The 24,807-nt window shown below is 57.4% G+C and carries 25 protein-coding genes; 12 read left to right on the forward strand and 13 right to left on the reverse strand.

Annotation, left to right across the window (positions count from 1 at the left end):
* Positions 1-246: 246 nt before the first annotated feature.
* Positions 247-1,653, reverse strand: a complete 1,407-nt coding sequence (locus M5E06_RS24395) for a hypothetical protein (RefSeq protein ID WP_252140400.1) — start codon at positions 1,651-1,653, stop codon at positions 247-249.
* Between the two features lie 85 nt (positions 1,654-1,738).
* Between M5E06_RS24395 and M5E06_RS24400 the strand changes: the two genes are divergently transcribed.
* Both M5E06_RS24400 and M5E06_RS24405 read left to right on the forward strand, forming a co-directional pair.
* Positions 1,739-3,316 (forward strand): hypothetical protein, encoded by a 1,578-nt coding sequence (locus M5E06_RS24400; RefSeq protein ID WP_252140401.1) that lies wholly within the window; start codon positions 1,739-1,741, stop codon positions 3,314-3,316.
* Positions 3,317-3,393: 77 nt separating this feature from the next.
* Entirely contained in the window at positions 3,394-3,837 is a 444-nt protein-coding gene (locus M5E06_RS24405) for a hypothetical protein (protein ID WP_252140402.1), read from the forward strand.
* 115 nt (positions 3,838-3,952) lie between these two features.
* Here the strand turns inward: M5E06_RS24405 and M5E06_RS24410 are convergent, their stop codons facing one another.
* Positions 3,953-4,522 carry a tyrosine-type recombinase/integrase gene (locus M5E06_RS24410; protein WP_252140403.1) on the reverse strand — a complete coding sequence of 190 codons (570 nt, stop codon included), beginning with the start codon at positions 4,520-4,522 and terminating at the stop codon, positions 3,953-3,955.
* A gap of 279 nt (positions 4,523-4,801) precedes the next feature.
* Here M5E06_RS24410 and M5E06_RS24415 point away from each other — a divergent pair, with 279 nt between their 5' ends.
* From M5E06_RS24415 to M5E06_RS24425, 3 genes are read left to right on the forward strand one after another with little or no spacing between them, the layout of a single operon-like run.
* The gene (locus M5E06_RS24415; protein ID WP_252140404.1) at positions 4,802-5,455 is read left to right on the forward strand and encodes a DNA methyltransferase; all 654 of its coding nucleotides are present in this window, start codon (positions 4,802-4,804) and stop codon (positions 5,453-5,455) included.
* Positions 5,452-7,068 (forward strand): Eco57I restriction-modification methylase domain-containing protein, encoded by a 1,617-nt coding sequence (locus M5E06_RS24420; protein WP_252140405.1) that lies wholly within the window; start codon positions 5,452-5,454, stop codon positions 7,066-7,068. The genes M5E06_RS24415 and M5E06_RS24420 overlap by 4 nt, the downstream gene beginning before the upstream one ends.
* On the forward strand, positions 7,061-9,601 hold the full coding sequence (locus M5E06_RS24425; protein ID WP_252140406.1) for a DEAD/DEAH box helicase family protein: 2,541 nt from the start codon (positions 7,061-7,063) through the stop codon (positions 9,599-9,601). Before M5E06_RS24420 ends, M5E06_RS24425 begins: the two co-directional genes overlap by 8 nt.
* Before the next feature lie 424 nt (positions 9,602-10,025).
* Here M5E06_RS24425 and M5E06_RS24430 read toward each other — a convergent pair whose 3' ends face one another.
* The 3 genes from M5E06_RS24430 to M5E06_RS24440 all read right to left on the reverse strand — a co-directional run bounded on the left by M5E06_RS24430 (position 10,026) and on the right by M5E06_RS24440 (position 12,312).
* Positions 10,026-10,643 (reverse strand): hypothetical protein, encoded by a 618-nt coding sequence (locus tag M5E06_RS24430; RefSeq protein WP_252140407.1) that lies wholly within the window; start codon positions 10,641-10,643, stop codon positions 10,026-10,028.
* 470 nt (positions 10,644-11,113) lie between these two features.
* Complete coding sequence (locus M5E06_RS24435; RefSeq protein WP_252140408.1) at positions 11,114-11,563, reverse strand: phosphoribosyltransferase; 450 nt, start codon at positions 11,561-11,563, stop codon at positions 11,114-11,116.
* Positions 11,563-12,312 carry a 7-cyano-7-deazaguanine synthase gene (locus tag M5E06_RS24440; protein ID WP_252140409.1) on the reverse strand — a complete coding sequence of 250 codons (750 nt, stop codon included), beginning with the start codon at positions 12,310-12,312 and terminating at the stop codon, positions 11,563-11,565. The genes M5E06_RS24435 and M5E06_RS24440 overlap by 1 nt, the downstream gene beginning before the upstream one ends.
* Positions 12,313-12,465: 153 nt before the next feature.
* Between M5E06_RS24440 and M5E06_RS24445 the strand changes: the two genes are divergently transcribed.
* Positions 12,466-12,945: an NADAR family protein gene (locus M5E06_RS24445; RefSeq protein WP_252140410.1), complete on the forward strand. Its 480-nt coding sequence runs from the start codon at positions 12,466-12,468 to the stop codon at positions 12,943-12,945.
* Between the two features lie 189 nt (positions 12,946-13,134).
* Here the strand turns inward: M5E06_RS24445 and M5E06_RS24450 are convergent, their stop codons facing one another.
* Positions 13,135-13,719, reverse strand: a complete 585-nt coding sequence (locus tag M5E06_RS24450) for a hypothetical protein (RefSeq protein WP_252140411.1) — start codon at positions 13,717-13,719, stop codon at positions 13,135-13,137.
* A gap of 123 nt (positions 13,720-13,842) precedes the next feature.
* On the opposite strand from M5E06_RS24450, the gene M5E06_RS24455 reads away from it, so the two are divergent.
* Positions 13,843-14,175 (forward strand): DUF6626 family protein, encoded by a 333-nt coding sequence (locus M5E06_RS24455; protein ID WP_252140412.1) that lies wholly within the window; start codon positions 13,843-13,845, stop codon positions 14,173-14,175.
* 41 nt (positions 14,176-14,216) lie between these two features.
* Here the strand turns inward: M5E06_RS24455 and M5E06_RS24460 are convergent, their stop codons facing one another.
* Entirely contained in the window at positions 14,217-14,741 is a 525-nt protein-coding gene (locus tag M5E06_RS24460) for a hypothetical protein (RefSeq protein WP_252140413.1), read from the reverse strand.
* 603 nt (positions 14,742-15,344) lie between these two features.
* On the opposite strand from M5E06_RS24460, the gene M5E06_RS24465 reads away from it, so the two are divergent.
* Positions 15,345-16,937 (forward strand): VapE domain-containing protein, encoded by a 1,593-nt coding sequence (locus M5E06_RS24465; RefSeq protein ID WP_252140414.1) that lies wholly within the window; start codon positions 15,345-15,347, stop codon positions 16,935-16,937.
* Positions 16,938-17,201: 264 nt separating this feature from the next.
* Here the strand turns inward: M5E06_RS24465 and M5E06_RS24470 are convergent, their stop codons facing one another.
* Complete coding sequence (locus tag M5E06_RS24470; protein ID WP_209980960.1) at positions 17,202-17,423, reverse strand: hypothetical protein; 222 nt, start codon at positions 17,421-17,423, stop codon at positions 17,202-17,204.
* 142 nt (positions 17,424-17,565) lie between these two features.
* On the opposite strand from M5E06_RS24470, the gene M5E06_RS24475 reads away from it, so the two are divergent.
* From M5E06_RS24475 to M5E06_RS24485, 3 genes are all read left to right on the forward strand, one after another.
* Entirely contained in the window at positions 17,566-17,712 is a 147-nt protein-coding gene (locus tag M5E06_RS24475; RefSeq protein WP_252140415.1) for a hypothetical protein, read from the forward strand.
* A 165-nt stretch (positions 17,713-17,877) separates the two neighbouring features.
* Positions 17,878-18,345 (forward strand): DUF6641 family protein, encoded by a 468-nt coding sequence (locus M5E06_RS24480; protein WP_252140416.1) that lies wholly within the window; start codon positions 17,878-17,880, stop codon positions 18,343-18,345.
* Entirely contained in the window at positions 18,342-18,683 is a 342-nt protein-coding gene (locus M5E06_RS24485; protein WP_252140417.1) for a DUF3768 domain-containing protein, read from the forward strand. The genes M5E06_RS24480 and M5E06_RS24485 overlap by 4 nt, the downstream gene beginning before the upstream one ends.
* Before the next feature lie 167 nt (positions 18,684-18,850).
* Here the strand turns inward: M5E06_RS24485 and M5E06_RS24490 are convergent, their stop codons facing one another.
* A complete protein-coding gene (locus M5E06_RS24490) occupies positions 18,851-20,041 on the reverse strand; it encodes an MFS transporter (RefSeq protein ID WP_252140418.1) in 1,191 nt (396 codons plus the stop codon).
* Positions 20,042-20,222: 181 nt separating this feature from the next.
* Between M5E06_RS24490 and M5E06_RS24495 the strand changes: the two genes are divergently transcribed.
* Positions 20,223-22,118: an AI-2E family transporter gene (locus tag M5E06_RS24495; RefSeq protein WP_252140419.1), complete on the forward strand. Its 1,896-nt coding sequence runs from the start codon at positions 20,223-20,225 to the stop codon at positions 22,116-22,118.
* Positions 22,119-22,132: 14 nt separating this feature from the next.
* Here M5E06_RS24495 and M5E06_RS24500 read toward each other — a convergent pair whose 3' ends face one another.
* From M5E06_RS24500 to M5E06_RS24515, 4 genes are read right to left on the reverse strand one after another with little or no spacing between them, the layout of a single operon-like run.
* On the reverse strand, positions 22,133-22,933 hold the full coding sequence (locus M5E06_RS24500; protein ID WP_252140420.1) for a GGDEF domain-containing protein: 801 nt from the start codon (positions 22,931-22,933) through the stop codon (positions 22,133-22,135).
* On the reverse strand, positions 22,930-23,832 hold the full coding sequence (locus M5E06_RS24505; RefSeq protein ID WP_109151883.1) for a sensor histidine kinase: 903 nt from the start codon (positions 23,830-23,832) through the stop codon (positions 22,930-22,932). The genes M5E06_RS24500 and M5E06_RS24505 overlap by 4 nt, the downstream gene beginning before the upstream one ends.
* A gap of 20 nt (positions 23,833-23,852) precedes the next feature.
* Positions 23,853-24,227 (reverse strand): biofilm regulation phosphoprotein SiaC, encoded by a 375-nt coding sequence (siaC, locus tag M5E06_RS24510; RefSeq protein WP_109151884.1) that lies wholly within the window; start codon positions 24,225-24,227, stop codon positions 23,853-23,855.
* 20 nt (positions 24,228-24,247) lie between these two features.
* The gene (locus tag M5E06_RS24515) at positions 24,248-24,793 is read right to left on the reverse strand and encodes a SiaB family protein kinase (RefSeq protein ID WP_252140421.1); all 546 of its coding nucleotides are present in this window, start codon (positions 24,791-24,793) and stop codon (positions 24,248-24,250) included.
* Between the last annotated feature and the right edge of the window lie 14 nt (positions 24,794-24,807).

Below are 24,807 nucleotides of genomic sequence, written 5' to 3' on the forward strand. Positions count from 1 at the left end.
CGGATGTTAAACCAGGGGAAATGGCAGCACTTGCATTGCCCGGAAGTAACGTGTGGAGGCGATAATAATTCTGCTCCCCGCGGCCTTAAGACCCAGCACGCCATTTAGTGGTCTTCGCTGCTTCTAGGTGCAGGCGCAAGAGTGTATACCCGACCTCAAAACGCAGGCCTGTGACGTTACGACAATGAGGCGATGCAAGAATCTGCTTCTGACACAAAGCAAACAAAGCGCCTTTGGTCGATACCTCTAACCAAAATTCAGGAAGTGCTCGCACTGCTCGATCAGTGTATCCGGTGTTTCGGACTTGAAAACCTGCTTGATAACCTCCGCTGTTGCTATCAGCCGGGCAGGAACCTGTTCGGTTCGCAGTTCGTCAAAAGCGCGTTGGGCGCGGCGATGCGCATCAATCAGAACATGGATGTTGTGGTTGGCAGCAAGCATGTCGGTGTCGGTGTCACGGTCACCATTGTTGAAAAATGAATACCTTTGCCCATCCAGAAGCAACAGATGTGCAACTGTGCTTTCTGCCGGAAAATAGTGCGTTCCGAGATAGCGAGGCATTTCGTTGGAGCGCCGGACGACATGACTCGTTAGGTCCGGGGTGCATTCTGCAATGGCTTCCTCGGCACCAGAGGTGTCTTTCTTAAATTTTGCCGACAGTAATGCGTCCATCATGGTGCCCGTCTTGTTTTGGGCGTCGGCAAGTTCACTGAACTTGATGGTCTGGAGGCTCCAGGCAGAAGGATGCAGGGTAAAACCAGAATAGAGCATCTGGTTTCCATACATGCGAAACGGGCTACTGGCATCGTACGAGATCTGGATGGAAGAGCCGATCTGGTTCTCGAAAGTCCGTTGCAGGGCGGTATAGACGCATCCGAGTTCAAGATTGCCGACACCAAGGAAGTGCAGCCACTCCTTCCCCTTCAGGTCGCCGCCGTCACGCATGCGTATCAGCATACGCAGCAGCAAGGCGATGTCATTGGTCAAATAGCCCGCGAATGCCCAGCCCCTGAATTTGCTTTTCCGCGCGTGGCGCAACCATTCCTCAGCCTCGTCAAGATTCCGTCCTTGGAGAACGTTGAGGAGTTTTGTGCCAGGATCGGCAATGCGACGAAAGAGCCGGTTGTTTCGAAGGGTCTGGACGAGGCAGGCGTTGTAATCAATGCCAAGGCCGTTCCGCTGAGCGATGCTGGGCAGATTAACGCCTTCGGACATCAATCGCTTCGAGTGCTTGGCAATAATCCCGCCACTGATCCCGCCAGTTGGGAAATCAAGTGCCATGCAGTAGTCGGCGTGCCCTTCCATCCACTTGAGCAACCGTGCTGCCGTATCGGGGCCTTCCCACTCAATCGTATCGGTTGCCACCTGGAAGCCGCCACTGTCCCCGATAACACGAGTCGCGTTGCGGTCACGACGCAGGACGATGTTGTCTTTGCGGGCCGCGCTTCTTGTCTTTGCGGCTTGGCCCGCGCTGTAGAGAGCATAGGGGTAATAGAACAGCCGACTGTCTGGGCTCAGGAAGTTCAGATCGCCGGGTTGCAGCGTCTCCAGCCGTTTGAATGAGCCAGTGGCCGCGAACTCCGCATAATTGGGACTGAGGGCGGGCAGATAGACTGCGCAGCCATCGAAAACGGAGGAATAATCCTTTAACATCACTGGCTCATTGGGGCATGGTGAAGCTCAAGCTGATCTTACGACAGCGTGGATTTTTTCGTTACGAAAGTTTTTCGGCGAGGGAATGATGGCACGGAAGGCGAAGCGGACGGCAAAGGGCGACAATTACGACGCCCAGCTTGCAACTTGGATCAAGGAGTTTGAGCCGGTCCAAAAGGCCGCTGCCGATAGTGAGAAGGCTGACGAGGGAGCGCGAAAGGCACTCTACGCGGCCTTGGAAGGGTTATTCGATTTTGGCCGTCGCCTGCTGGAAAGTGGCGATTTCACTATTGCACAAGCCTTCGTCGACAAGATGGGCGGCAAATGGGGCGCGGTCGCGCAAAAAAACCCCTTCACGGCATTGGTCAAAATCGCCTTCAAGCACGCCTCCGATGCTCCGCAATCAAAATACGCGAAGGTTCTTCAGGTCGCCTATGTCCTAAAGATCAAGGATCCACTGTCGAAGTGGCTGCTCTCAGGTGGAAAGACGCTGGAGATCTGGTACGAAGAGGCGGACCAACATCTTTCTCCAGAAAGCGCAGCCAGCAAAGACGCCAAGACCGAAGCGTTGATCGCCGACGGCATTGCGGCGCTGAAGAAAGAAAAGCCCCTGAGTGGCGTGGTTCAACTCAGCGCCCCTCTCTCCTCCTCATCTGAGTTCGCGACTGTCTTGGTGCGCGTTGTAGGCCCGGACCAGATTGAAATCGTGAAAATGCTGAGCACCGAAGAGGCTGATGTTGCCCCGATCTTGAAGAAACATGGGAGCAAGAAGCGGTCGGCACGGTCGACGCTGGAGCAGCATAGCCTGTTCCGCTTTTTCAGGGCTGTAGAGTTCATCACTTCTGTCTCTACGCCCCCTGGCGCGAAGGAGCGTCGTTTGATCGTGGTGGAGACCTCCGAAGACGCGGGAGCGATCACCAGTCGCCTGTACTCCGCCGCCAGCATGTATGATTTCATGTATGCGGAAGCGCGGATCACTGGGCATGACCTTGGGTTGCCGGTCGGCTCGTCGCTGTATTTCGATGTCGAGAAGAGTGATACTGCTGAACAGTTCGTCTCAGGTTTCTTAAAAGACAGCAACTGGTCTGTGGAGGTGCATGGCAACGGTTCTTGCACTCTGGTCCCAGAAAATACCAAACTGAACCGCATCACGCTCCTGCCATTCACCGAAAAGGAGCGTGAGGGTCTATTTGTTGGCACGAGCAAGTTCACATCATCCGCGAAGACCGCCTTTGATTATGGCGCCGCCCAACATGCTCTGGATTGGCTGGACGCAATGAAGGAGTTTGTTTCCAGCAGCAATCAGACGCGGGTCGCCAAGACCGATACGGACAGCGTGCTCAAGCTCAAAGACGGGCAGGGTGCGATTGCCGCAGCGGCGATACGCGCACCGAGCGCCACGCCTGTTGACTTGTTCCCGGTTCCGGCCAGCTACAAGCTGCCCAAGGACCGTCATCTGCGCGTCCGCGACATCCAGAGGCTTGCTGATATGGCCGTGGCTTATGGTTTGAGCATGAGCGGTGATGTCGTGGATGCAGAGGTAAAATCCGCTTTCGCTGTGCTTGAGCAGAAATTGAATGAGGACGAGCTGCGCTGCTTCGTGCCGTTTGCAACGAACCAGCAAGGCACTTATGCACGTTGCTGCCAATCGATTGATGAGTAGTGCACATCGCCTCTTTCTGGAGTTCGCAGGTCACGATTAGCCATCGTACGACCATACGAGCTTCATGAAGAGGCGACGTGAACGATTCGCTCATTTTGCAAACGAGATTGGCGTCAATGTTAGCATTCGATCTTGATGGGATCTTCCTTCCAGACATCGTTTACCAGCCCGAAACCTTCAGCACGGTCCATCGCGTCCGAACGTCATTGCTGAAGCCGATCTTCATTCCTGACCAGCCCTACTACATCATAACCGGCAGACCCGTCGACGACCGGGAGGAAACTCTGGCATGGATCGACCAATTCGCCATGCATCCCAAGGCCGTATTCCACGACAATCGAGACATTCAGTACCCCGCGCTTTACAAGGAGCGAGTGCTGAAGGAGCACGATGAAATCACGCATTACATTGAAAGCGATGCGGCTCAGGTGGCTTATCTCACCGACCGAGTGCCATGTCGCGTGATGTTGTTTGATGAACTGCTTCGATATGGGATTGCCGCTGGAATAGAGGGGAAATGAAGGAGGGTTTTGTGCTGTCCGAAAAGTGTGAGGCGCACTCCCACCGTCTGGCGAACTGGGCAACCGAGTGTGCCTCATCACAGGCCGCCCGCGTAGGACGACAATTGAATTTTGGCTAAAGAACCTCTACAGCGGCTTTCATCATCTCCGGGGTGCAGTCGATATAGCGTTGTGTCGTAGTCAGATTTTTGTGACCCGCCAACGTCATGATGACCTTTGGGCTGACGCCGCTGTGGGCAAGACGAGTGATGAACCAGCGTCGTCCGCTGTGGCTCGATCCGCCGTCAATGCCCGCATCGCGGTAGAAGCGCCCGAAGAGCTGGCACAGAGTGTTGGCTGAAAAGCATGTGCGCTGCTGGGTGAGCAGGAAGGGTTGATCGACCGCTGGCTGTTCTGCATGGGAGTTGACGTAGCGGTCCAGCTCCTTTCGCAGCCGGTCACTCACATAAATGGCGCGGCTTTCGTCGGTCTTGGTCGTCTCGGCCCGAAGCTGGATCAGGTCGCGCACACGGCCTTCCCGATCGACCACATCGGCCCATGTTAGCGCCGCAATTTCGCCAACGCGCATCCCGCCATAGTAGGACAGCATGACCGCCACACGGTTACGGGCAGCGTACTTACCCATGCCGGTGGCCGCGACGAGCCGCTTGAATTCTGCCTCGCTGGGGACCTTTGCCTGTTTCATCGAAGCCTCACATTTTGCAGCGCTCCACCACAAAACATTATATTTTCCAGGCGCGTAGTTCGCTACCCAAGACAGAATCCAGGAATTCTGCGGTTTCTGATCTCACAAAATGTGCATTTTGTTAAATTTATTTTCCAAGCCCGTAGAGCAAGCCTTATAAAGCGTGAGTGTCCTTTCGTGCATGGAGTCGCTTCCTTACGCTGTCCTATCCCTACGCTGAAAGACCAGTTATGCTGGCAGCCAAGAAGCGCGAAACAGTCGTCGGTTGAGATCTATCGCATGAGCCTTATTAAGTCAAAACAGCGCGTTGCTGACCATGGGGAAGTTTTCACCCCCAGTTGGCTGGTAGACGCCATGCTGGACGTCGTCAAGGACGAGGCCGATCGAATCGACTCGCGCTTTTTGGAACCGGCTTGTGGCAGCGGCAATTTCCTAATCCGGGTTCTTCAGCGGAAGCTGGCCGTCGTCGAGGTGAGGTTTGGCAAGTCCGAATTCGAAAAACGACACTACGCTCTTCTAGCGCTGATGTGCACCTACGGGATAGAGCTACTGGCCGACAACATCGCCGAATGCCGGGCGAATATGCTTGAGGTTCTCGCGGAGTACCTCGCCATCGGCGAAGAAGACGAATTCTATCACGCCGCCACGTTCGTTCTTTCGCGAAACCTCGTCCATGGCGACGCCTTGACCATGCGAACGCTGGACGGCGCGCCGATCACGTTTGCCGAATGGGCCTATATCGGCAAGGGCAAGTTCCAGCGCCGCGACTTTCGTCTGGATGTCCTCACCGGCTCCTCGGCCTTCAGCGCCGAAGGTTCACTGTTCGCGCATCTCGGCAAGCACGAGATTTTCACTCCGACCAAGACATATCCGCCGATGACGGCGCGTGACCTCGCGTCCGCCGATGGCGGAACGCCAAAGGAGACCGCATGAGCATACAGGCTGGCTTTGCTTTGCGCGGGCGCAATCCCGACGTGTTGACCTGCATCGCGAACCTGTCGAATGACGAGGTATTCACCCCGCCGGAATTCGCCAACCGCATGCTCGACACGTTGGCCGAGGCGTGGGCGTCCGAGCATGACGGCGCGAACATCTGGACCGACAGTCAAATCAAATTTCTCGATCCGTTCACGAAGTCCGGGGTATTCCTGCGTGAGATCACTAGCCGCCTGACCGTAGGGTTGGCCGATCAAATTCCCGACCTCCAGGAGCGTGTCGATCACATTTTGACCAAGCAAGTGTTTGGCATCGGCATCACGCATTTGACGAGCCTGCTGGCGCGGCGCAGCCTCTATTGCTCGAAACATGCCAACAGCGCGCATTCGGTTGCTCGTAGTTTTACGCGCAGCGAAGGTAATATATGGTTCCAACGCACCGAACATGCGTGGGTTGACGGAAAATGCCGGTATTGCGGAGCGAGCCAAGATACTTTTGATAGGGGCGAGGATCTTGAAACTCACGCCTATGCGTTCATCCATACCGATGACATCAAGGCTCGCATCGCCGAGCTATTTGGAGGCGATATGCACTTCGACGTGATCATTGGCAACCCACCTTATCAGCTAGATGATGGTGGGCACGGCACCAGTGCAGCGCCCATCTACCAACTATTCGTGGAACAAGCAAAGAAACTCGAGCCGCGATATCTGACCATGATCATCCCGTCCCGCTGGTTCGCTGGAGGTAAAGGCCTTGACGAATTCCGCGAGTCGATGCTGTCCGACAATCGCTTGCGCTCAATTGACGATTATCTCAGCGCGGCTGATGTATTTCCAGGTGTAGGGCTGAAAGGTGGCGTCTGCTACTTCCTTTGGGATAAGGAAAACCCAGGACTTTGCCGGGTCGCTACTCATTTCAAGGACTGGCCTGTTTCAGAAGCCACACGCCCGCTTCTGGAGAATGGCGCGGATATCTTCATCCGGTTCAACGAAGGTGTATCGATTCTGCGAAAGGTCATTAGCCGAGAAACAGGACAGGACAACGTCTTGTCTTTGCCAGCGGTGAAGAGCTTTGACCGACTGGTTAGTTCGCGAAAGCCCTTTGAGCTTGATACAAAATTCAAGGGCAAGGCCGAGAAGCACTCTGACGACGACCTAGTCATCTATCGGAACGGTGGCACGGGATATGTGGCGCGAAATGCGATCACTGCAGGGGGCGGGTTGATTGACAAATGGAAGCTGTTTGTTGGCTACGCCGCGCCCGGCACAGGGAATAGGGACACATATCCGCATCGGATCATCAGCACGCCTTTCGTTGCGGGGCCCGGCACAATTTCATCTGAAACCTATCTATGCATTGGGCCGTTTGAGACGCAGAGCGAAGCTGAAAGCGTGATGTCCTACTTGTCGTGCCGCCTAACGCGACTATTGATCCTACTTCATAAGTCCTCCCAGCATGTGACCCGCAAAGTCTACACCTTCGTCCCCGTCCAGGACTGGACGCGGACATGGACTGATGCTGACCTCTATGCTCGCTACGGACTAACAGGCGACGAAATCGCTTTCGTTGAGGGAATCGTACGTCCTATGGGCGGCGAAGATGAATAAACCCGCTATCGACGAAATTCTCGCCCCGAAGCCGTTAGCCCGGCCCCGTATTTACGCCTATTCGATTGCCGATGCAGCACATGAAGGCCTTCTCAAAGTCGGCCAAACGACGCGCGACGTGAAGCAACGCATTGCCGAGCAGCTGAAAACAGCTGCCATCAAAAACTATTGCATTGAACTGGACGAATCCGCCGAGCGAGACGACGGGACGGTCTTCTCCGACCATGAGGTGCGCGCGGCCCTCGCTAAGAAGGGATTCACCAACAGCGAATTGGAGTGGATGCGCTGTTCGGTTCCCGACGTCAAGACCGTGCTTACCGAGTTGCGAACGGGCCAGAAGTTTAGCGGCACGCATCACCAGACTTTCCCGATGCGTCAGGAGCAGGCCGAAGCGGTGCAGGTGACGCTTGCCTACTTTCTATCACGTTGGGTGGAGGACACGCATGCTGTTCCGCGCTTCTTGTGGAACGCGAAGATGCGCTTCGGCAAGACCTTCACCACCTATCAGTTGGCGCGGAAGCTCGGCGCCAAGCGCGTTTTGGTCGTTACTTTCAAGCCAGCTGTCGAGGATGCTTGGCAGACGGACCTTGATAGCCACGCGGATTTTAACGGCTGGCAATACCTGTCGAAGTCGTCCGGCGGTGATCCTACCCAGATTGACAGGTCCAAGCCCGTCGTCTATTTCGGCTCCTTTCAGGATCTCCTGGGCCGCGATTTGGCAGGGAATATCAAGCCGAATAACGAGTGGCTGCATCAGGTTAACTGGGACTTGGTCGTCTTCGACGAATACCATTTCGGCGCTTGGCGCGAGACTGCGAAGGAATTGTTTGAGGGCGAGGATGAGGCGGTTTCCAAGAAGGAGGCCAAGCTGGAATACGCCACTGGGTTGGACGAGGTGAACGAGGACCTCAATGTCCTGTCGCAGAAGGAAACGGAATTCCTGCCGATCACAACGCGGGCCTACCTCTATCTCTCTGGTACGCCGTTCAAGGCGCTGGCCACCGGCGAATTCATCGAGGAGCAGATCTTCAACTGGACCTACACCGACGAGCAACGCGCCAAAGCAGAATTCGCGACGAAGCAGCCAGGAAAATGGAACCCCTATGGCGCGCTGCCACAGATGCGTCTGCTCACCTATCAAATGCCTGATGAACTGGTGGCGGTGGCAAGCGCCGGGGAATTCGACGAATTCGACCTCAACGAATTCTTTGCGGCAACCGGAACTGGCAAGGGTGCGCAATTCAAGCACAAGAACGATGTGCAGAAGTGGCTGGACATCATTCGTGGCCAGTACGCCCCGAAAGCTGTAGAAAGCCTCAAGACGGGAACCAAGCCGCCCTTCCCCTATTCAGACGTGCGCCTGCTACCCTACCTTCAGCACTCTTTCTGGTTTCTGCCCAACGTGGCGGCGTGCCATGCCATGGCGAATCTGCTGGACGAGAAGCATAACACGTTCTGGCGCGAATACAGAGTCATCAGCGCGGCCGGTGCGGCGGCGGGAATCGGGCTGGAGGCGCTGCCGCCGGTGCGTAAGGCCATCGGCAGCGGGTTTGAGACCAAGACTATAACCTTGTCCTGCGGCAAGTTGACGACTGGCGTGACCGTGCCACAATGGTCATCCATCCTGATGCTGCGAAACCTGAAATCGCCAGAAACATATTTTCAGGCCGCGTTCCGCGTACAGTCGCCATGGTCCATTAAGAACCCAAATGGCGACAATCCGAACGAGGAAGAAATCCTCAAGCCTGTCTGCTTCGTGTTCGATTTCGCGCCCACACGCGCGCTGCGGCAACTTTCCGAATACGGCATCGGGCTTTCACCAAACGAGCCGAACCCGGAAAACGCCGTCAAGGACCTCGTGTCGTTCCTGCCGGTGTTGGCCTATGACGGCGCAAACATGACGCAGATTGATGCGGGCGGCATTCTCGACATCGCCATGGCGGGCACATCTGCGACGCTGCTTGCCCGCAAGTGGGAAAGCGCAATGCTCGTAAATGTGGACAACGACACGCTGCGCCGCATCATGGATAACCCCGAGGCTATGGCAGCGGTGGAGCGCATCGAAGGTTGGCGTGCGTTGGGCGACAACATTATCGAGACCATCATCAACAAGAGCGAGAAGGTCAAAGACCTCAAGAAGAAGGCCAAGACCGGCGATCTGAATGACAAGGAGAAACGGGAACTCACAGACGAAGAGAAGGAATATAAGTCTAAGCGGAAGCTCGTTCAGGAGAAGCTGATCAAATTTGCAACGCGGATTCCAGCCTTTATGTACCTGACTGACTTCCGCGAGAACACGTTGCAGGATGTCATCACGAAACTGGAACCGGACTTGTTTCTGGCAGTCACCGGATTGTCAGTGAAAGACTTTCATTTGCTCGTGCGATTGAAAGTCTTCAACACAGAACAAATGAATCAGGCGGTATTTGCCTTCCGCCGCTATGAGGACGCATCCTTGCGGTATACGGGTATCGAAAGCCATCCGGGCCTGAGCCATTACGGTCTGTATGATACCGTTGTCGCAAAAGAATGATGGCGTATGCTACGAATTTTTGTTCACAGTAATTCGGCATCTAAAATGCGGGGTTCTGACCTCGCTGGTGCGGCCTAGTCACCCCCATCAGCAAAGACGCAACCCATTTATGGCTTGGTTTGAACTGGGATAAGCGGAGGGCCGCTGTTTGATGACCGGACTGACGACGACGATCAGGCCAGCGGCACGATTACGGGCTATAACTACTACCGCAATTCGTCGAAGGTGGTGCTGGCGGCCACTAATCGTTTCTAGTGGATTGAACCAGACGGAACTTTACGCATGTAGAACGACACGATCCGTCTGGGTCCGCCTGCTAGAGCACAGGGGCTAGACGGACCGTCGCACACGCAGCTGGAATGGAGTGCAGGCACCTTGCATATGCGACGGACTTTAAACGACACCAACAGCTTAATTTACTGCGCTAACGCTTGAATATCAATTTAACAGCATCCCAAAGAGGGATCTTTGACCTTTTGCTCCGATGTTTCGGCTGCCCAACAAACATTGTTCCGCTGTCATCTGCTGTTATAGTGCATATTCGCAATGCATCTAGTAAGGCGTCTTCAAGGGTCCCGGCGTCTGTCTCTTCCGCAGATTTACCCCTGAGTGGAGCGTCGCTCCTAAGTGTATATTGACGTTTGTTTGTCCAAACCGTTATCTTCAAAATAAATTGATTGCTCATCTCAACGTGTAATGAGCCGCGCCTACCGTTGTCGCTTTTATTTAGAAACGTAAACTCTGCTGTGGCCCATGCTTCGCTAAAAGGTTCCGTTCCATCGGAAAAGTCAATGTATATTGGTGCCTCATTCATTTCGTTGTTGGCATTGTCCGCAACTGTCTGGCACATGGCGGCGAACCTCTGCCATGCGGCAGCTCGGTCCTGCCGCCAAGCCTCATGACTTACGTTGCTTTCGTGGATGTCCCTTGCCAGTTGTTCGGCTTTTTCTCTGAGCGTTGCTTTGTGTTCCTCATCTTGGGCCTTAAGTTCGTCGCCAAGCTCTTTAAAGCGGCTTGTTTTGTCGGGGGATTTCTTGCTCATGCTTGGAGTATTCCTTTGCGGAGGTCGTATATCTGCAGCCTATGATAGACAGGTGGGGTGTTGAACTACGCTTTCACGGGTATTGTCTTTCTGAAGCGGAGCACCGTGCAATTGCGTTAGTCGCTGACATGTCGATGGAGGCGGATTTCAGGCACATATTGGGCGGGAACATACATAACTAACCGTCTGGCGTGCATTACTAGCAGATAATCGTTGTGCGTTACTGTTGTGCTGTAACAGAAGCCCGTGCAGAGTTGCGATATTCGGGTAAGTATTTAAATTAATGAGGCTCTTTCTTTGGGGTTGCTCACGCTGCATCTGCGCTCTTCTTATAGGGGTGCAGATGTATGGGTTAATCTCCTGGCTTCGCTATAAGCCTTGCACAGTAATATCGCACGCTATTGTAAATTCCAAGAATTGCGTTGTACGCTGCCTGACGACCTCTTTCTGGCAGAACCAGTTGCGCCTCCTTACCACTTCTTGAAATATTCGGGCGTCTCTCGAAAGTCTTGGCGGACACCTGGAATGGATATCTCATGTTTTGAGAAGGGTGCAACAATCCAATCGTGGGCAACGAATGAATAGTAATCGGGACGATGCGAACACTCATGGTCAACGAAAACCGTCGCTAGGCGATAATCCAAGCTAGGAAAGCACTCTTTGAGGCGGAGATAGGTGCGCCCCCTCGCCATCATATCATCGACGAACAGCAGTCTGGTGTTGTTGAACGAGCAGAGCTTGTTCTCAGTTGGATACCAAAAGCCAACTTTCCGCTTCAACACGTTGGCAATTAGGAATGCAGGGATCAATCCCTTCCTCGCTACGGCAATAACCTCGGTGGGGTTATAGGAGCGGACCATCTCTGCCAATTTCAGGCAGTGCTGCTCATATTCATCCCAGGATAGGAGACGCTTATCCATTAGCGAGAACCCAGCCTTTCGATCAGAGATACAAATTCAGCGGCGCGCTTCTCAGTAAAGCGAGCAAAATCTCCGGATTCGAGTGCCTGTGGTATTTCGACCAACAACTCGGCGAAATACTGAGATTTCAGCGGGTTGACTTCGTATCCCGGCTCCTCGATATCGTTCTCAAGGAATGCAAGATAGCGTTTCACGCAGGTGATGCATGTCCCGCATTTTTGATGGTGTTCGCTGTAGCAGGAGCTGGTGTCGAACAACACCTCCTGCGGAATTCCGTGATCAAGGGCCCACCGGATCACCTCTCCCTTGGACATGCTCGCAAACGGGCTTTCCACGATCGTCTGTGGCTGAAAAAACTCATTTGTGAAGGTCAGAAGTGCACTCACATCGTGGAAATAGCGCTCGCTCTTGTCGTGCTCCTTGCCATTCTGCTCCCCATCAAGTGCGTTGATCCAAACACGAGGACCAAACATCGAGCCAAGAACAGCGAGCAAAACGTTTCGGCTCGGAATGATATGATTGGTAAGCCGCGATGAAAAGAGGTCATAGAGCTCCCGGAAATTAAGCACATCAACAGACGCATGCCACTCTGATACGCGGAGAATGGACGCGAGCTCCTTCTCTGCATAAGGTTGTCCGAAATTAAGATGAATACAGTGAGGCTGATACCCTTGAGAGCGGCCGTAATGGTAGGCGATAAGGCTATCTAGTCCGCCAGAATACATGATAACCAAACGGCGATCTTGCATCGATGCATCTCCAAAATTCTGTGTCTAATCTATCGCGCGCCAGAATTGCATTTAAGGCAATCACATCTCATCTGGCAACGCTCAAGCATAGGCTGCGGCATCATGGTGCATTGCAATGATGTTGAGCAATCATCGGGAAAGGAGCGATTAGGCATGATCCGGATCGAAGAAGAGCCGACCGAAATGCTCCGGGCAGAAACGTGCCCTGTAACGAGCTTTCAAGGGCCATATCGGTTCCTGTCCAATATGTGGCCGTGCCGCATTGAGTGGGAGGGCATTGAGTACAGCTCGACCGAGCACGCCTATCAGGCATCGAAGACGACAGACATGGCTGAAAGGCACCGTATTGCCGAGATCCGCGATCCCATTGAGGCCAAGGAGGAAGGGCGGAAGCTGACCGTCCGTTCGGATTGGGACGAGATCAAGCGCGATGTGATGACGAGCGTGATCCGCTTGAAGTTCGCTGACCCCGAACTTGCGGGATTGCTACTTGCTACAGGGGATCGAAAGCTCATTGAAGGCAATGATTGGGGTGATCGAATTTGGGGCGAGTGCCCTTTGGGTGTTGGGACGAACTGGCTTGGTATTATCTTGATGGAAGAACGGTTGCGGTTGTTAGACTGTTTATCCTGATCTGCATTGTTGATGAGTGATGACGTGTTTGCTGTCTGTTGCTCTGTGATGTCTTCCACTGCCATCATTCAGGCAATACTATGAACTACACACCCCGCCGATGCGGGGCATGTGGTCCAGGTTCAAACGCAGTCCGTTGATATCCTTAGCGTGGCAAAAGGCTCAATTGGGGTGCTATGTTGAGCGAGATTAGGTGCTCGCCGAACGCTGAAACTCGGTCGACAGAATTTGGCTGTCGAAAACACTCGTGTGGCTGGTGTGCTTGGTCATGTAATCGACGGCCCCAGCGAGATCATCGATAGCCTTGATTTGCACGTCGCCGCCGGGAAATAGCTTCTTCCAAATCTCGTCCGCATCCGACAGGAACCTATCCTGATGCTCGGGCGCTACGGCGAACACGGCGTGAAGGTGGATGTTCGACGTGATGTTCTCCGCGAACGCTACGGCGAACGTGCGCCTATCGGGCTTCTTCGCGTATCTTGGGCCTAGCAATGCGCGATCAAGCTGCTGTAGAAATTTACCAAACCGTTGGCGTGCGCCATCTACTGAGATGGGGTTGTTGAACGCGAACGTCACGGTGTGGGATGCGCCCTTTTCCCGAAGCAAATCGACCCATGCTTGCTTCCACTTCGCGCGGCCACCGACAATGGTCGTGGTTCTCTTTGGCAACGGGGCAAGCGTCTTTCTTTTTACCGGCTCCGCTGCTTGGGCCTGGAATACGGTATTCGCCGCTTGAATTTCGTCCCCCGTGAATTGCCGAACAGGCATACCCATAAAATGCTCTCCCAGACTATGTTCGTAGTATTTATCTCCTGTAGTGTGTCAAAATTTTTCGTTACGAAACTTTCCCGCGCCTCGATAAATAAAGGCAGCTATATCCACTACGGTGATTAAAAAATGATCGCAACGAAAGCTTATAACATTTTACGTGATTTCGGGCTTTGCGCCACACAGGCTGATTTCAGTCGTGAGTGGCTTGGAGCAAGCGACCGGTACTTCAGCTTTCTTCTTGCCAAGCAGCGCGAGCCGCACATGACTGCCCTTATGGGCTTGGCTGCGCGACTTGAACGATTGGCAGATCGTTTGGCGGCTGATCCACGATTTTCCGCATATACAGGCACCATCGATAGCCTCGTCGATGATACCTGGGACCACATGCGTGCTCGCGCCCTCGCAGCGTTGCCTCAGCGTCGGATTGGAGCAGGCTCAATTGTGACCACATCCATTTAGACAGTAAGGGCACCGGCTTTTCGCCAGTGCCCTCTTGCTTATCAACAACTGCGAAAAACAACGGCGCCGCCCTTGAACCGAAAGCGCTCCTGATTCGTAGGAATGCTGGCGAAGGCAAAAGAGCTATACCCGCGCCAATTCAGCCGATTGCACCAGCCCTTCATATGTTTGAAATCGAAAGTTCTTAGCGGGTCTGGCAAAAAAAGAATAAGCTCTTCACCATCATACCGTGGCGTGATGTCGTGCAAATTTCCCTGCTGGTCTTCCCATACTGAATGATGTTCCGCCTCAAACCAGTCGGCACCAGATCGCCAAATTATCCAACCACTGATGCTACGGCCACCATTCCGTCGAACATGTTCTCTGACATTGAGATGACAATCTCCAGCTTGGTAGTTTGCGTGCGTATAACGCAGATACAAAGGATCATGCCTGGAAATGGATTGGCAAAAACTCAAAGTCTCGCTGTCTAAGCTTTGCGGAGTTGTAGATTTAAACATAGTCGTCCTCTTAATACGTTTGTCATTGTGTTCTGGCTTCGGTGGAAAAGCATTTCGTCCCTCCATTGCGCTTACATTCTGATAATATGCGTTCCCTCGAACGGCTCGCAATATTATCTCGTTGGCGAAGCGTTTCTAACGTTGAAGCTGCAAAAGCCTTTGATATGCGGGAGCTACGCTCCGCCAAAGGTGCAGGGTCCCCTGAGGCGTCCACGATCAACTTATTCCAGCTGACGCAGCACATACGCTGGTAGAGGTCGAGGGAACCTGTTGTGCGGAAAGGCGCATGCGCAGGCGTAGAGCTTCCAGTTCATGTGGGGTCATCGACCTGTTGCCTGGACTGGGCCAAGGAAACAGGTCGTTTCGTTCCTGTGGGGTGTCGATCTGGCGCATCGTAATCTCCTGTTAGCGCGGTAGTTTGAGTATTTAGCCGCTCAATGCCAGGGCAGCTGCGCTGCGATGCACTCTTTAAGATGCCGAAGCCATTACCCCGATAGCATCCACGCCGGAATATTGCGAGCTGCAACCCGCTCACAGTATAAATAAGCAGACACTTAAAGCGTCTGCTGCAACAGGCTGATACGTGAGAGGTGATGGCGCACGAAGCTCGATAGCTTATCCATGATTTTGCCGTGCGTGCTTTGCCTCTCGCGCACTTGATGGCCCCGGATGTTGCAGCATCCGGGGCCTTCTTGTTTAGAGGCAAAAAACATTATGAAAGAAAATTTAATCCCCGATGGCGTTTCTTTGGACGCGCCGATGGTTCATTCACCGGCACCAACCCCGGCGGAATTTCAGGCCGAGCTAATCGCTGAATTGGCAAAGAGGCATGCGAAGGGGGATCGGATCGACGGTCGGGAGGTCGTCTCACTCTTAGATCCAGACGCTGACAACCGCCAGGTCCGGGAGTGGCTTGCTCAGAACCGAGTCATGAAAGGCGCAGAGTTCGATCGGGCGCTAAAGCAAGAAAGGCGGCGTCAAAAAATCGAAAGCCGGTTGGGATTTGTTCCCGAGACGGTCGTGGCGTTTGTGAAGGGCTATGCCGAGCGTGAGCGAATTGGGATGACATATCGCGGTCTGTTAAAACGAAGCAAGCCGGTCACATATGGCAAACTCGTTGATGACGAGGTGTTGGCTAGCACCGTGATAAACGAGGAAGACCGGATCGACCCCCGCATTGACAATCATGTGCGGCTTACTGCAGGCAGCCGAACGCAAATCAGCGATTTCCTGCGCGAGTTGCGTCTCCTTTCCTTAGATTTGGGATTAGGATACTCCGACAACAATATTCTTGACGCGGTGCAGGAATGGACGCTGGGACAACGGGAGGAGCACAAGCTTGCGATCTTCGACCGCATTGCAAGCTACAATCCCGGCCCGACGGCGCAAGAACGCGCGCAAGCGTCATGGGATGCCTTGGAACGTGCCGCGTTCGATGTATCGGAAACCTGTCCCGGTTTCGCGGTTGCGGTGCTTCGCAAGTTCATCTGGCAGGTTAAACGCAAGATGCTGGGGTTGCGGGTAACAAACCACCTAATGCCCGTTTTGACCGGCGCCCAGGGCAAGGGCAAGAGCACGTTGGTCCGAAATCTGCTTCTCCCTGTCGAGGAATGTACGGCCAATAGCGACTTCAAGCAAATCACCGACGACCGCAACATTCAGCTGTGGGAGAATTACGCCATTTTCCTCGACGAGCTTGGGCACGCAAAGCGGGCTGAGATGGACGAGGTCAAGAACATCATCACGGCGAATGTCCTAACGCGACGTCCGATGAGGACCAACGATGTCGAGCACGTCGAGCAGAGGGCGACTTTCATCGGTTGCACCAACAAGGGATTGAGCGAGTTGATCCGGGACGAAACAGGTGTGCGACGCTTTGCCGAGCTCGCCTTCACCAACACTCCGGATTGGGAAGCAATCAACGCCTTGGATTGGGAACAGATGTGGCGCAGCGTCGATGAGCGGGGACCAGACCCCAGCAGCCTTATCGCGACGACATTGGCAGACCAGCAGAGTGAAAATCGAACCTTGAGCGCCGTGGAACAATGGGCGCGGCAAGAAGAAGTTGGAGGGAAGCAGCGCGCTGATGACCTTCATTCCCTGTTTCGTGTATGGGAACAGAACAATTTCCCGCGCAATGCCACGGACATTACGAGCTGGGGCAAGGAAATGAAGCGCCTCATGCGCAACGACACTGACTTTCCATGGTCCGCAGGGCGAGATGGTCGTGGCGTGTGGTATTGCAAGGGGCTGGCTGTGTAGGCGGGCTGTAGGGAGGGTGTAGGGGCTGCCTACACCCTCCTTTTCCACTTCAGGGATCCAATCAGTTCATTTGAGACTGAAATCAGTGGGTTTTAGTAGAAAAACAACAAGATTGGCTATGTGTGTAGGGAGTGTAGGTTATTTCTTTTAATCAATACCCAATTCAAAATACCAAGAAATCAAACCTACGGCAATACAAGACAGGCTTAAAACGCTACACAGCCTGCACTCCCTACACAGCGGGAGCCGACATAACGAAGGCCATCAACCTGCTTTGCCTCCGCTCTGCGCGTCAATCAGCTCCTTCTGCTTCTTTGCAAGCTTTTCCCGCATCTTGTTCACGGTTGCGCGCTTCTTCATTAGCTTCCCTTGTTTGACCAACTCCGCAGATCGACGGCTCGCAGCATCCATGGTGCTATCGTCCATTTCCAGCAGACTCGCCGCCCATTCCTCGTAGCTAATCCCCATAACCTCATGCAATCGCATCGCTCGTTCCTCTCTGTTGCACATTCCGGCCAGCTATTTACCGTTCGCGCAACCATGAGGAATGTTCATATCAAGCTTGATGATGGCCGCCATGACCGTAGCATTAAGGCTGAGGTTGGGGGTGGAGAGGACGGAGGATGCTGTGAACGAATTCGTCGTTGAAGGCACAGTCCATGGCAAGCCGGTCAAGGTTCGTGTTTTCGCCCAAAACGCGCACCATGCCCGACAGATGGCAAAGCAACAGACCGGCGATCCCCAGATGAATTTTCGGTCCGTGAAGCAAGTTTAAGCGTCCACGATCCTTCCGCTATAAAGGCGTAATCGCGAAAAGAGGCTTTGCGCCCTCAATCTCCGTCAGAATCAAGTTCATAATAATCATTGGCTCAACTTCTGAGGGTTGAGTGCCGGTGCCATGACGTTACCGTATGGGTGAAGGAACATACGGAGAACGGAAATGAGCATCCTGGAAAACTTGATTCTGACGAACATCACCAAGCAGCGGGACACCAGGCCCGAGGGGACTGCCCGCCAAAAGCTTTTGGATGCGCTGGCGCTTCAGATCGAAGCCGCAACCGCTACAATGAAGGGCGAGATGTTCATTCGGCGCGTCGGCCGCTGGGTGGATGTGGACGGGACGAAGGAACATAAGGAGGTCCCCGTTCGCTTTCGGCCCTGGTGGTTCAAGGATGAAGCGGGAACGGTTCATCTCCACATTCGCTACGGCAACAAGCCGCTCGAACTCAAGCCGGGTAAGTCAGTTGTCACCGTGGGCACCATGGACCAGCTGGTGCCGGTGCTGGAACAGGTTCGTCAGGCCGTCACGGCAGGGGAACTCGACAAGGCGATCGCCGGCGCGGTTGCGAGCCGTCAGCGAGTGCTGAAGAAGCCGGCGACGACCAAAGCCGGAAAGACCACGCAATGACCGACAAGGCGATGAGGCGTGCAGTAGAGATCGCACGCCTTAACGACCATCTGCGCCGCACCTTCCAAGGTGGCCGGGTGGTCATTACCGCCGGCATAGCGGCGCTCGATCCCCTCCATGTCAGTCTCATCATAGCAGGGGTTCGCACCTTCAACGCCTTCACGGCAGACAACGACCCCTATGGCGAGCATGATTGCGCGACCCTGACGGTCCGAGGGGTGAGGGTAATGTGGAAGATCGACTACTACGATCCTACGATGACATACCTGTCGTCCGATGCCGACGATCCAAGCGTGACCGTGCGTGTGTTGACGATCATGATGGCCGACGAAGCCTGAAGATTGTTCACTATTTGTTCTGTTGCCCGCCATGTTGCGAACTCGTTGCGAACTGCCAAAGTGGGCAAAAAAATTATTTCATATCAGCAGCTTATTTTCAGTGGAGTAAGCCACTGCATCACCCAGCAGCAGCCGCTTCCCTGAAACCGGCGCTCTGATCCGGCCTGTCAGGCCGTCATGGCGGGGGCCGGCCGCAAAGCCCGGCGTGCCAGTTCGAACGGGATCAGACCGACGGCGACCAGCGCCAGCAGTGCGCAGCCGAACTCGACGGTGATGAGGTCGCTGCCGGTCCGGTCGCGGATCAGGCCGGCCAGCATCTGGATCAGCGTCATCAGGATATAGAAGACGGTCATGAACCAGCCCAGCGACCATGCCGTCTCGCCTGGGGCGGAGTGGCGGGCAGGCAGGGCCAGGATGCCGCCGGCCGGCAGGCCGAGGAACAGGCCGGCGGCGATGCAACTCGCCACCGGCGGCGCCCCCAGGCTGAAGGCCATCCCCGCCGCCGCGGCACCCAGCGATCCGACCGCCACCGGCATCAGCGGCCGGCGGCAACGGTCGGTCAGCAGACCGCCCAGCGGCATGGTCGCCATGGTCACCCACACGGTCAGGCTGACGGTGCGCGACGCCTCGGTCACCGACATGCCGGTGGAGGCCAGCAGGGCCGGCGCATAGGTCAGGAAAATCACCTGTCCGACATTGTAGGCGGTCCAGATGATGCCGGCCAGGGTGGGGAGGATGCTCTGCCGCCGGGCGATCAGCCGCAGCCTGGGCATGCTCCGACGCGCCATGGCGGTAGCCGTGCCGGTGCCGGCGGGCGAGCGGTAGGTCAGCCCCACCAAAACTGCCACCGTCAGGCAGACCAGGGTCGTCAGATGGCAGGCCCAGCGCCAGGAGGCCGCTTCCGCAATCGCCGGGAACACCGCCAGCGCGACGGCGAGGCCGAACTGCCAGCTGATGAACACGATGGACAGCGCCGTCGACAGATCGCGGTCGCGGAACCATTCGGCCACCATCGCCGAAACCAGCACGCTGAGCACCGCGTTGCCGGCCCCGCCGACCAGACGCCCGGCCAGGGCGGTGCCATAATCGTGACTGACGGAGAACAGCGCGCTGCCGCCGGCCAGCAGAAGCAGGCTGAAGACCGCCAGCCGCTTCAGCCCGAACCGGCTGCTCAGCATCCCCGCCGGCAAGGCCAGCACGATGCCCGGCAGCATGAACAGGCCCATCAACTGGCCCATGGCGGCATAGTCGCTGTCCAGATCCACCCGCGCGAACGGCATCACGGCGCCCAGGATCTGGAATTCCAGCGCCATGCAGGTGCGGGCGATGAACAGGATGGCAAGAATGAACCAGCGCATGGTCGTCGCTTTCCCCCGTCCACCGTGATCGCCGCTGTGTCCGGGCCGAGGATGACACCGAAACGCGCCGTGTCCAGCGCCCTTCCAATGCCTGGGCCTCCTCGAAAAGCGGCGGCAGGGAACGTGGCGGCCCGGCCGGTGTTCCTGTCGGGCATTCTCCCATCCGGAAAGCCCGACGACCATGGCCGAGGACACCGCCCGCCGGCTGCAGGCACGCCCCATCGCGGTGACGAAGGCCGCTCCGCCCGTCTCCACCCAGACCATCCTGCTCATCATCACGCTGATCGTGGTGACGCTCTATGTGGCGGCGGACATCCTGATGCCGATCGCCCTGGCGGTGCTGCTCGGCTTCGTGCTGACGCCCATCGTCAGCCGGCTGGAGCGCTGGCGCCTTGGCCGGGTGCCGTCGGTGCTGGCGGTGGTGGTCCTGCTGTTCCTCGCCATCATCGGCTTCGGCGCTGTGGTTGGCAGCCAGCTTGGCGATCTGGCCGACAATTTGCCGACCTACCAGCGCAACATCCACACCAAGATCGAATCCCTGCGCAGCGCCACCGCATCGACCGGCGACCGCGGCGCCATCAAGCAGGCGACCGAGGCCTTCCGCGACCTCAAGCAGGAACTGGAGAACGCCACCGGCAGCGCGACGCCGGCGCAGCAGGGCACCACAGCCGCGCCCACGCCACAGGCCACCCCCGCCACCCCGCCGCGCCGCGAACCGGTGCCGGTGCGCATCGACCAGTCCGACACCGGCGTGTTCGACCTCGTCAGCCGGGTGCTCGGCCCGGCGATGACGCCCATCGCCACCGCCGGCATGGTGCTGGTCTTCACCATCTTCATGCTGCTGCAGCGGGAGGATCTGCGCGACCGCCTGATCCGTCTGGTCGGGTCCGGTGATCTCAGCCGCACGACGGAGGCGATGAACGACGCCGGCGAGCGGGTCAGCCGCTATCTGCTGATGCAGGTGGTGGTGAACGTCACCTACGGCATTCCCATCGGCGTCGGCCTCTGGCTGCTGGGCGTGCCGAACCCGCTGCTGTGGGGGCTGCTGGCGACGGTTCTGCGCTTCATTCCGTTCCTGGGGCCGGTGATCGCGTCGGCATTTCCGATCCTGCTGTCCTTCGCGGTCGACACCGGCTGGACCCTGCCGCTGCTGTGCATCGCCCTGTTCGTGGCGGTGGAGCTGTTTTCCAACAATGTGGTGGAGCCCTGGCTCTACGGCACGGCGACCGGCCTGTCCTCCCTCGCCATCATCGTCGCGGCGGTAGTGTGGACGACGCTGTGGGGGCCTGTCGGGCTGCTGCTGGCGACCCCGCTGACGGTGTGCCTCGTCGTGCTGGGCCGCCATGTGCCGCAACTGCATTTCCTGGAGGTGATGCTGGGAGACCGCCCGGTCCTGCCCGACGAGGCGAAGGTGTACCAGCGCCTGCTCGCCCGCGATCCCACCGAGGCGACGGAGCTTGCCGAGGAGCGGCTCGGCACCTGCAGCCCGGTCGAACTGGCCGACGGCCTGCTGCTTCCCGCTTTGTCGCTGGCCGAGCAGGACCGCCAGCGCGGCACCCTGAACCCGGAGGGCCGGCAGGCGGTGGCCGAGGGCATGGCGAGCCTGCTGGACGAGTTGAGCGACACTGCGGCGCAGCCCGGCGATGCGCCCCATGTGCTCTGTGTCGGCGCCCGCAACAATCTGGACGAGGCGGCGGCCGGGCTTCTGGCCTATCTGCTGACCGGCCGCGGCGTCCGGACCGATGTCGTGCCGTGCGAGAAGGTGTCATCGCGCACCATCGCCAGCCTGGGAACCGCCGGGGTGGATGCAGTGGTGCTGTCCTCCCTCAACCCGTCCGCCCTCGGTCACAGCCGGCGGCTGGTGCGCCGCCTGCGCCTGCATTTCGGTCCGCACGTGCCGATTCTGCTCTGCCTGTGGAGCGCCCATCCGGAGGCCGAGGTGCCGGAGCGCGCCAGCGCCGAGACCGACGCCAATCTGGTTGCCACCGGCATGGCCGGCGCCCTGGCGGAGTTGGAGGAACTGAACATCGGCGTGGTTGCAGCCCCCGCTCCCGAGCCGACGTCTCCGCAGACTTAGTCAGGCCGCCTCACTTAGGCCGCCGCGGCCCACCGGTTGCGTCCGGCGCGCTTGGCGATGTACAGGGCATCGTCTGCCGCCTGGATGCAGGCATCGGCCGTCCGCCCTTCGCGGTAGGCGGCGACGCCCAGGCTCAGAGTCACGACGATGTCGTTGTCCTGATGCGCGATGGGATGGCGGGCGATGATCTCGCGCAGCTTTTCCGCCACCGCTTCGGCCTGGATCTGATCGGTGTCGGGCAGCAGGATCAGGAACTCCTCGCCGCCCCAGCGGGCGCACAGATCGTGCCCGCGCAGGTTCCGCCGCAAAATACCGGCGGTTTCCACCAGAACATGGTCGCCGGCGGCATGGCCGAAGGCGTCGTTCACTTCCTTGAAATGGTCGATGTCCAGCATGATGAGCGCGAAGCCGCCGCCGCTGCGGCCAATGCGGCACAGCTCCGCCTCCAGCCGTTCGATCATCTGGCGGCGGTTGGGCAGCTCGGTCAGCGGATCGGTCTGCGAGGCGGCATGCAGCGCCCGCGCCATCTGGCGGGTGTCGGTCTGCATGCGGTCGCTGATCTTGGCGATTTTGGTCAACTGCCGCATCAGCTTCAGATGCTCGTCGGCGAGCGCGCGGAATTCCCCCATCAGCGGATGGGTGGCGTAATCCGGGTTCTCCGCAAGGCGGGCGAGCCAGTCCTGGATCTTCTGCTCCTGCAGCATCATGCCCACCGTTCCCCGCCGCAAGGCCCAGCGCCTGGGCAAACCCGTCACCGTCGCGCCCTCAAGCCCGGTGCCAAGGCCGGTGTCGGCGGATTTGGTGTCGCCGGTCATGATGCCTCCTCTGCCACCGGGACCGTCGCGGTCACCGGAAGCGTGGCCCGCGGCACCGGCAGCCGGACGGTGAAGGCCGATCCCCGCCCCAGTTCGCTCGTCATCGAAATGCCGCCGCCATGGTTGTCCACGATGCAGCGGGCAAGGTGGAGGCCAAGCCCGGCACCGGTCGTCCCGGCGGCGTTGGACGCGCGGAAATATTTGTCGAACAGCCGCGCCGCGTCGGCCGCATTGACGCCAATTCCCTCGTCCGTGATCCGAACCGTAACCTGACCCTCACCGGCCGAGAGGTCGACACGGACCGTCCCCCCGTTCGGCGAGTATTTGACAGCGTTCTCCAGCAGGTTGGAAAACACAATCGCCAAAAGGTCGCGGTCGCCGGGGATCGGGAGCGGACGGTCGGCGCCATGCAGCTCGACCCGGTGGCCGCAGGCCGACGCCCCCACCTCGCCCGCCAGCGCGGTCAGCATCGCCGCAAGGTCGAAGGCCATCGGCCGTGCCGCGGCAGTGCCGAGCCGGTCGTTGGTCAGGCAGCGTTCGATCAGGTGCAGCATCCGCTGGACCGCATTGCGGATCTTTCCCACCCGCGGCATCGCCGAAACCGGCAGCTTCGGCTCAAGCTCCAGCATCTGCGAGGCGCTGTCGATGATCGCCAGCGGCGTGCGGAATTCGTGGCTGACCATCAGCACGAACTGGCGCTGCTGGAGCGCCATCTCCTTGGTCTCGGTCTGGAGGCGGTCGCTGATCTTGGCGATCTTGCGGAACTGGCGCAAAAGCTTGCCGTGCCGTTCCGCCAGCGTCTGGAATTCCGCCAGCAGCGGGTTGTCGGCATTGGCCGGATCCTCGGCCAGCCGCTGAACCCACTGACGAAGCTCCTGTTCCTGCGACCGCATCGTCATCCCGGGTGCTCAGTGTGCCATCAATGGGCCAGAATTTCGAACGGCAGAGACACGTCCTCGGCGAACTCCTCCGCCATGTCGAGCGCGCGGTCGTTGTCGCTGTCGTAATGCCAGCGCACCGACACCGTCTGACCCTTCTGGTGGGCGCCGTCCAGCATCTCCAGCACGTCGATCATGCATTTGATGCTGCTGGTGTTGAGATAGCTCAGCCCGATGTCCAGCACCACCGCCGGGGCGGGGTCCTTCAGATACTCCTCCAGCCAGCTGAACACCGGCGCGTAGAAGTCGAAGGAGTTCTCCGGATAGGATTCCCCTTCGATGCGCAGCAGCCCGGCCGCCGGATCGAAATCGATCAGGGGCGAGCAGGAGGTTGCCTCGATCCGCAAACTGTCCATTATGCGTGTTCCGTGATTTCTTATAGCTGGACTTCAAGGCTGAAGAAGAAGTAGGCGTCGTCCACCGCGCGCAGCGAGTATTCCAGCGGCCGGGTGGCCTTGCGCGCCATGTCGATCAGCCCCAGCCCGGCGCCGTTGGCGCCCGGCTCGCGCGGCTTGCGCGACTGCTCCTTGTAGACCGCCTTGAGGCCGGCCTTGTCCAGTCCGCGCAGCTTTTCCAGCATCGCCGACAGGCCGGGCACGTCGTCCGCCTCCACCAGATTGCCGGAGCTGACGACGTAATGGTCGCCCTCCTTGCCGATCACCACGATACCGCTGTTGGCCGGGATCGGCCGGCCCAGCGCTTCGCGCGATGCCGTGTAATTGCGGACATTCTGCGCCTGCTCCACATAGACGGAGAAGACGTCCATGATCGCCGACTTTTCGATCCGCTCATTTTCCAGATGGTTGCGGACCGCCTTGCCCAGTTCCTCGATGACGCTGTGGCTGAAGGGGCCGCTGAAGCAGATCAGCAGCTTCTGCCGCGACAGCAGCTCCTGCAGGTTGAAGAGTTCGTTGCCTTTCATCGTACTTTGACGAC

Source organism: Azospirillum sp. A1-3, from assembly GCF_023806445.1.
Classification (GTDB): Bacteria; Pseudomonadota; Alphaproteobacteria; order Azospirillales; family Azospirillaceae; genus Azospirillum.